A 6,704-nucleotide genomic window follows, 5' to 3' on the forward strand; every position below is an offset into this window, starting at 1 on the left:
CGTCCCGTACCGGTCAGAAGCCCGGCGGCTCCGTGTACGTCCCCCACTCCTCGCGCAGCGCCTCGCAGATCTCGCCGAGCGTCGCCTCCGCCCGTACGGCCTCCAGCATGGGGCCGATCATGTTCGAGCCGTCGCGGGCGGCGGTCAGCAGGGCGGAGAGGGTGGCGGTGACGCGCGCGTCGTCGCGGGCGGCCTTGCGGTCGGTGAGCGTACGGACCTGCTCGCGCTCGACCTCGTGGCTGACGCGGAGGATCTCCAGGTCGCCCGTCACCGAGCCGTGGTGGCAGTTGACGCCGACGACCCGCTTGTCGCCCTTCTCCAGGGACTGCTGGTAGCGGAAGGCGGATTCGGCGATCTCGCCGGTGAACCAGCCGTCCTCGATGCCGCGCAGGATGCCGCTGGTGATCGGGCCGATGGGGTGCTGTCCGTCCGGCACCGCGCGGGCCCCGCGCTCCTTGATCTGCTCGAAGATCTTCTCGGCGTCGGCCTCGATGCGGTCGGTGAGCTGCTCTATGTACCAGGAGCCGCCCAGCGGGTCCGCGACGTTGGCGACGCCGGTCTCCTCCATCAGGACCTGCTGCGTGCGCAGGGCGATCTCCGCGGCCTGTTCGGAGGGGAGGGCCAGGGTCTCGTCGAGGGCGTTGGTGTGCAGCGAGTTGGTGCCGCCGAGCACCGCGGCGAGCGCCTCCACGGCGGTGCGGACCACGTTGTTGTAGGGCTGCTGCGCGGTCAGCGAGACGCCGGCGGTCTGGGTGTGGAACCGCAGCCACTGCGCCTTGTCGGTCTTGGCGCCGTAGACCTCCTTCATCCAGCGGGCCCAGATGCGGCGGGCGGCGCGGAACTTGGCGATCTCCTCGAAGAAGTCGACGTGGGCGTCGAAGAAGAAGGAGAGGCCGGAGGCGAAGGAGTCGACGTCGAGGCCGCGGGAGAGGCCGAGTTCGACGTAGCCGAAGCCGTCGGCGAGGGTGTAGGCGAGCTCCTGCGCGGCCGTCGCCCCGGCCTCGCGGATGTGGTAGCCGGAGACGGACAGCGGCTTGTAGGCGGGGATGTCGCGGGCGCAGTGCTCCATGAGGTCGCCGATGAGGCGCAGGTGGGGCTCGGGCTGGAAGAGCCACTCCTTCTGGGCGATGTACTCCTTGAAGATGTCCGTCTGGAGCGTGCCGTTGAGGATGCCGGGATCGACGCCCTGGCGCTCGGCGGCGACCAGGTACATGCAGAAGACGGGGACGGCCGGGCCGCTGATGGTCATGGAGGTGGTGACGTCGCCGAGGGGGATGTCCTTGAAGAGGACCTCCATGTCGGCGGCGGAGTCGATCGCGACGCCGCAGTGGCCGACCTCGCCGAGGGCCTTCGGCTCGTCCGAGTCGCGGCCCATGAGGGTGGGCATGTCGAACGCGACGGAGAGCCCGCCGCCGCCCGCGGCGAGGATCATCTTGTAGCGCTCGTTGGTCTGCTCGGCGTTGCCGAAGCCGGCGAACTGGCGGATGGTCCACGTCCGGCCGCGGTAGCCGGTGGGGTGCAGGCCGCGGGTGAAGGGGTACTCGCCGGGCCAGCCGATCCTCTCGAACCCCTCGTAGGAGTCGCCGGGCGCGGGTCCGTAGACGGGCTCGACCGGGTCGCCGGACAGGGTCGAGAAGTCCGCGTCGCGCTTGCGCGCCTTGTCGTAGCGGGCCTGCCAGCGGCTGCGCCCTGCCTCGATCTCCTGTGCATCCATGCGGTCTCTTCGCCTCTCCGCGCCCCGGCGCGAGTCTGTGACGTCGCTTTCATGACGCCTTCATGGCGCCTTCATGACGTCGGCGGCCGGTTTCGACCGCACGCAGATTTACTAGGACGTCCTAGTAAATGGTCGCGCAAGACCGCCCCGAGCACAAGAGGCGTCGGGGCGGCGGCGGGTCGCGGCGGGCGGTGTCCGGTCGGCCTCAGACCTTGGCGGGCTCGGCGGAGGCGTCCGCCACCAGGGGCGCGAGCTCCCGGGCGACCTTGCGCTCCACGAAGAAGGCGGCGGTGGGGATGGTGCCGGCGATCAGCACCCAGATGAGCTTGCCGAACGGGTACCTGGCCTTGGAGCCCATGTCGAAGGCGAAGATCAGGTAGAGGACGTAGAGCCAGCCGTGCGCGATGGCGACGACCTTGGTGAAGTCCGCGGCGCCGTCCATGCCGAGCAGGTACTTGGCGATGCAGCCGAGAGTCAGGAGGACCAGCAGCACGCCGGTGACATAGGCCATCACGCGGTAGCGGGTCAGCACGCTTCGTTTCACTGGGGTTCCCTCGCCTTGCCGTCTAAGGGCGGCCTCGTCCCGGCCGGGAGCCCGGGGGAAGGGCTCCGGGGGACTGCCGCATGGAGTCGAGCGTAACCGCACGTTCCAGGCGATCTTGCGGCCGGGGGTGCGAAGCGGCGCGGCTGTCGCCGGGCCTCGCTTCCGACCTTGTTCCCGGCCCCTTTTCAGCTCTCTCTCAGCTCTCTTCTCCGCTCTCTTCGAAGTCGCCCGCGGCGACGCGCAGCGGGCGGAGCATCGCGAAGATGTCCCCGCACTCGTCCGCGTCGTACGCGCCGAGGCCGAAGTCCATCGCCATCAGGTCGCGGGTCGCCCCCTCGACGACCTCGCGGCCCTTCTCCGTGATGGCGGCGAGCGTGCCGCGCCCGTCGTTCGGGTTCGGCCGCTTGTCCACGAGACCGGACTTGACCAGCCGGTCCACGGTGTTGGTCACGGAGGTGGGGTGCACCATCAGCCGCTCCCCGATCTTCGACATCGGCAGCTCCCCCGCCTTGGAGAAGGTCAGCAGCACCAGCGCCTCGTACCGCGCGAAGGTCAGCCCGTACGGCTTGACGACGGCGTCGACCTGGCCGAGGAGGATCTGCTGCGCGCGCATGATCGAGGTGATCGCGGCCATGGAGGGAACCGCTCCCCATCGCTCCTGCCAGAGCTCGTCGGCGCGGGCGATGGGATCGAACGTGAGGCTGAGGGGCTTCGACACGTTGCTGAGCCTACCGGCCGGTCATATATCGGTCACCGCCATCCCAGACTCCGGACCAACTCGCGGGCGTGCGGGGGCACGCCGCTCGTACGGTGGGCCAATGGGTGGCCGGGCTTCTCTGTACGGGCTTCCCCTGCGGGGGCGCTTCCCCTGCGGGAGCTTCTCTGCGGCGGCTTCCCGGCAGGGGCTCCCCGAGGGAGCTTCTCGGTTGGGGCTGCCCGACAGGGGCTCGGCAAGGCCTTCCGGCGGGGACTTTCCAGCAGGAGGCTCCCCGACGGGGCTCGGCGAGGATTCTTGGTGGGGCCCCACCAAGGACCCCGGCAGGGGGTCCTCCGATAGCGGGATCGGCAAGGATTCTGGGCGGGCCCCCGCCAGAGGGCTCCCCAACGGGGGCCCGCAGGGGGCTCGGCGATGCTTCTCGGCGGGGCCCCGGCGAGGGGCCTGGTGGGAGCCCCCCGGGGAGGAGTGGTAGGCGGTGGGGTATCGGATGTGGTTCGGGGCCGCGGATTTGTTGCGGTGTCGGTTTGCGATTTCGCCGTTGTGGGAGACGCAGGAGGCGGTGCGGACGCTGAGCCGGCCGGATCGGCACGGTTACCACCTGCCGTGGCTGCGCCGGATGCGGGAGGCCGCGGCGGGGATCGATCTCGCGCCGGTCCGGCTGCTGATGCCGGCGCACGGCTACAACCCGGACTTCCTGTGCCCGCCGCCGACGGGCCCGCTCGCCTCGTTCGCCGATGAGCTGGAGCGCGTACGGGCTGCCGACCCGCGCACCGTACGGGCGGAGGTGGCCCGCTCGCTGGCCGACACGCCCGGCGCGGCCGGGAGCCCGCGGGGGCAGGCGCTGCTGGACGACCCGGCGCGGACCGTACGGGAACTGGCGGACCTGCTGGAACAGGTGTGGGACGCGCTGGTCGCGCCGCACTGGCCGCGGCTGCGGGCGCTGTTGGAGGCCGATGTCGCCTTCCACTCGCGGCGGCTGGCCGACGGCGGTCTGGAGCAACTGTTCGCGGGGCTGCATCCGCGGCTGAGCTGGGATGACGGCGTGCTGACGGTGGCGAACCGGTCGCCGTCCCGGCATGCGCGGGTGCTGACCGGCGAGGGGCTGATGCTCGTACCCAGCGTCTTCGTCTGGCCCGACGTCGTGAGCGGCTTCGACCCGCCGTGGCAGGCGACCGTGGTCTACCCGGCGCGCGGCATCGGCGCCCTGTGGTCACCGCCGGGCCAGGGCTCCGACGCCCTGGCCCGTCTCCTGGGCCCCAACCGCGCCGCCATACTCACCGGCCTCGACACCCCCGCCTCCACCACGGACCTCTCCCACCGCCACGGCCTGGCCCCGTCGTCCGTATCGGCCCACCTGTCCGTACTCCGCGACGCCGGGCTGCTCCGCTCCCGACGTGACGGGCTGCGTGTGCTGTACGAGCGGACGCCGCTGGGGACGGCCTTGGCCGAGGGGGGCTGACGGGGGATCAGCAGGCGCTCAGCCGCCGTGGTCCGGCTGGTCCGGCTGGTCCGGCTGGTCCGGCTGGTCCGGCTGGTCCGGCTGGTCCATCTCGGCCAGGTGGGCGTTCATGGCCGTGCACATCTCGCCCAGCAATTCCTCGAAGCGGTCCAGCAGTTCGGGCGGATACCGGTCCAGGAGTGCGTCCACGCGAACGCCCAGGGGGCAGAAGAACTCGTCGGCGCGCTCCTGGATGTGCGCGCTGCTGTGCAGGGTGACGATCCGCCGGTCGGCGTGTTCGCGGGTGCGGACGATGTGCCCGGCGGCTTCGAGGCGGTTCAGGAGCGCGGTGGTGGCGCCCGAGGACAGCGGGATGCGTTCGCCGAGCCGGGCCGGTGACAGCGAGCCGCCGCGCTCCTCCGCGCCGATGATCTCCAGCAGCGCCACCGCGTCGGTGGAGTGCAGGCCCAGCCAGGCGGCGAAGCCGCGGCTCATTTCGGCGTGCTGGCCGCCGTAGGCCCGCAGCCCCTCGACCAGCCGTTCGCGCCGCGCCGCGCTGTCACCCTGCGTCGGTTCCTCCGCCAAGGCCCGCCGCCTTCCTTCCGCTCGTACCGGTGATCCGAGCCGACGGCTCGTTTTTGACAACCTATCGCCCTCAATCTACCTTCACCATGGAATTACTTCACCATGGAGGTATCAAGATGCGTGACCCTTCTCCCACCCGCCGATGGCTCGGCCTGATCGCCATCGCGCTGGGCGTCGCGCTGATGGTCGTGGACACGACGATCGTCAACGTGATCGTTCCCTCGGTCATCGAGGACCTGGACATCAGCTCCGGCCAGGCGCAGTGGATCCAGGAGTCGTACGCGATCGTCGTCGCGGCGCTGCTCCTGCTGGTCGGCCGGTGCGCGGACATCCTCGGCGCCCGCCGCGTCTTCGTCACCGGCGTCGTGGTGTTCGGCGCGACCAGCGTGCTGGCCGGCCTCGCGCCCACCGGCGGCCTGCTCGTACTGGCCCGCTTCCTGCAAGGCGCCGGCGCGGCGATGATCCTGCCGACCTCGCTGGCCCTGCTGAACGCGACATTCACCGGCAAGGCCCGCGGTCAGGCGTTCGCCGTCTGGGGCTCGACCATCGGCGCCGCCTCGGCACTCGGCCCGCTGCTGGGCGGCTGGCTCGCCGCGCACGCCTCCTGGCGCTGGGCGTTCGGCATCAACGTACCGCTCGCCGCGCTGATCGCGGTCGGCGCGCTGCTGTTCCTGGCCCCCTCGCCCAAGGCCGCGGGGCGCGTCGACGTGACGGGCGCGGTGCTGTCCGCGTTCGGCCTCGGTCTGCTCGCCTTCGGGCTCGTCGAAGGGCGTACGTACGGGTGGTTCGCCTCGATCCGCCCGCTGGACGTCCTCGGGTTCGTGTGGGACAGCGGCCCCTCGCCGGTCCTCGTCGCCCTGGTGCTCGCCGTCGTCGCCCTGGCCGTGTTCGTCCGCCGTCAGACGGTCCTCAGCGGCGGCGGCGACCCGGCGCGGGCGCTGATGGACGTACGGCTCTTCTCCGTCGCGTCGTTCCGTAACGGCAACATCGCCACGCTGATCATCGGGCTCGGCGAGTTCGGCATCGTCGCGGTGCTTCCGCTGTGGCTTCAGTTCACCCTCGGCTACAGCGCGCTCCAGGCGGGCCTCGCCCTCGTGCCGGTGGCCATCGGCAGCTTCGTCGCGAGCGGCGCGAGCTTCCCGATGTCGGCGAAGGTCGCGGCGCTCGGCCAGGTCCGTATCGGGCTGGCCATGGAGGTCGTCGGGCTGGCCGGGCTCGGGCTGATCGCGGCCACGGACAGCCCCTGGTGGTCGATCGCGCTGGTGCTCTTCCTCTACGGCATCGGCGTGGGGTTCGCCACGGCCCAGGTCACCAATGTGGTGCTCGCGGAGGTCCCCGACCACAGCGCGGGCCAGGGGTCCGGCATCCAGAGCGCGTTCCGGCAGTTGGGTTCCGCCCTGGGCATCGCCGTGCTGACCACGGCGTTCTTCACCACCCTCGGCTCCAGGCTGCGTACGGGCCTGGGCGACGCCGGTCTTCCGGCTGAGCAGTCCGGGCGCCTCGTGCACGCCGTCACCGACAGCGCGGGCGCCGCGATCGGCCCGCTGGCCGCGCACCCGGGCACCGCGTCGGTCGCCAACGCGGCGCGCTCGGCGATGACCACGGGCATCACCGTCGGCGGCTTCATCGCGGCGGGCTTCGTCGTGCTCGGGCTGATCGCCACCGCCCTGATCCCCGGCGCACCGGCCGGGACGGGCGCCGCGCC

General features: G+C 71.6%; 6 protein-coding genes. 2 read left to right on the plus strand and 4 right to left on the minus strand.

Going from position 1 to position 6,704, the window contains the following annotated elements:
* Positions 1–13: 13 nt before the first annotated feature.
* The 3 genes from ACFU99_RS27850 to ACFU99_RS27860 form a co-directional block, all read right to left on the minus strand.
* Positions 14–1,714, minus strand: a complete 1,701-nt coding sequence (locus ACFU99_RS27850; protein ID WP_384397034.1) for a methylmalonyl-CoA mutase — start codon at positions 1,712–1,714, stop codon at positions 14–16.
* Between the two features lie 205 nt (positions 1,715–1,919).
* A complete protein-coding gene (locus ACFU99_RS27855; RefSeq protein WP_384397037.1) occupies positions 1,920–2,258 on the minus strand; it encodes a DUF3817 domain-containing protein in 339 nt (112 codons plus the stop codon).
* A gap of 196 nt (positions 2,259–2,454) precedes the next feature.
* Positions 2,455–2,976 carry a MarR family winged helix-turn-helix transcriptional regulator gene (locus ACFU99_RS27860; RefSeq protein ID WP_384397040.1) on the minus strand — a complete coding sequence of 174 codons (522 nt, stop codon included), beginning with the start codon at positions 2,974–2,976 and terminating at the stop codon, positions 2,455–2,457.
* Positions 2,977–3,451: 475 nt separating this feature from the next.
* On the opposite strand from ACFU99_RS27860, the gene ACFU99_RS27865 reads away from it, so the two are divergent.
* Positions 3,452–4,435, plus strand: coding sequence for a DUF5937 family protein (locus ACFU99_RS27865; protein WP_384397043.1), 984 nt, complete (start codon positions 3,452–3,454; stop codon positions 4,433–4,435).
* Between the two features lie 18 nt (positions 4,436–4,453).
* Here ACFU99_RS27865 and ACFU99_RS27870 read toward each other — a convergent pair whose 3' ends face one another.
* Positions 4,454–4,999, minus strand: a complete 546-nt coding sequence (locus ACFU99_RS27870; RefSeq protein WP_384397046.1) for a MarR family winged helix-turn-helix transcriptional regulator — start codon at positions 4,997–4,999, stop codon at positions 4,454–4,456.
* Positions 5,000–5,115: 116 nt separating this feature from the next.
* Here ACFU99_RS27870 and ACFU99_RS27875 point away from each other — a divergent pair.
* The coding region (locus ACFU99_RS27875; RefSeq protein ID WP_384397049.1) for a DHA2 family efflux MFS transporter permease subunit at positions 5,116–6,704 on the plus strand (1,589 nt) is incomplete at its 3' end.

Source organism: Streptomyces sp. NPDC057654 (genome assembly GCF_042800135.1).
GTDB lineage: Bacteria > Actinomycetota > Actinomycetes > Streptomycetales > Streptomycetaceae > Streptomyces.

Bases quoted from the DNA above. Each gene is read 5' to 3' on its own strand.
- ACFU99_RS27850 (WP_384397034.1), bottom strand. From the start codon at position 1,714: ATGGATGCACAGGAGATCGAGGCAGGGCGCAGCCGCTGGCAGGCCCGC.